Source organism: Polaromonas sp. P1_G2, from assembly GCF_056405515.1.
Genome location: NZ_JBFUBY010001675.1, coordinates 1 through 369, shown reverse-complemented (window position 1 = coordinate 369; position 369 = coordinate 1). Strand labels below are relative to the sequence as shown.

Annotated in this window: 1 protein-coding gene; it reads right to left on the bottom strand. The window is 57.5% G+C overall.

Features of this window, described 5'->3' with window-relative positions; all coding sequences use genetic code 11:
• Positions 1 to 247: SDR family NAD(P)-dependent oxidoreductase (locus AC1D0P_RS32075; RefSeq protein ID WP_477680414.1), on the bottom strand; the 247-nt coding region annotated here is incomplete at its 3' end.
• Positions 248 to 369 lie beyond the last annotated feature (122 nt).

Below are 369 nucleotides of genomic sequence, written 5' to 3'. Positions count from 1 at the left end.
TTCCGAAAGTGCGCACGGTCTGTGCGACCGCCTTTTGCATTTCCATCTCTATGGAAATGTCGGCCTTAACGGCGTGGGCAACGCCGCCAAGGCGCTCGATTTCGGCGGCGACGGGTGTAACGTCATTGAGATCATCACCGAGCAGGCTCACGGCATACCCTTCGTGAACGAAGGCAAATGCCGTCGCTCTGCCGATGCCCGACCCCGCGCCGGTAATCAATGCTGTTCTCCGATTTTCCGTCTTCATTGGCCTGTCCTGACACGATCTTCCACCTGCGATCCCGAAGTTTCGGGATCGACATCTGAACAATCAAAACGCAGTGCGTGGCTACTTTGGCCGAGGCGGCGAAGCTTTGCCCAGCTTAACGG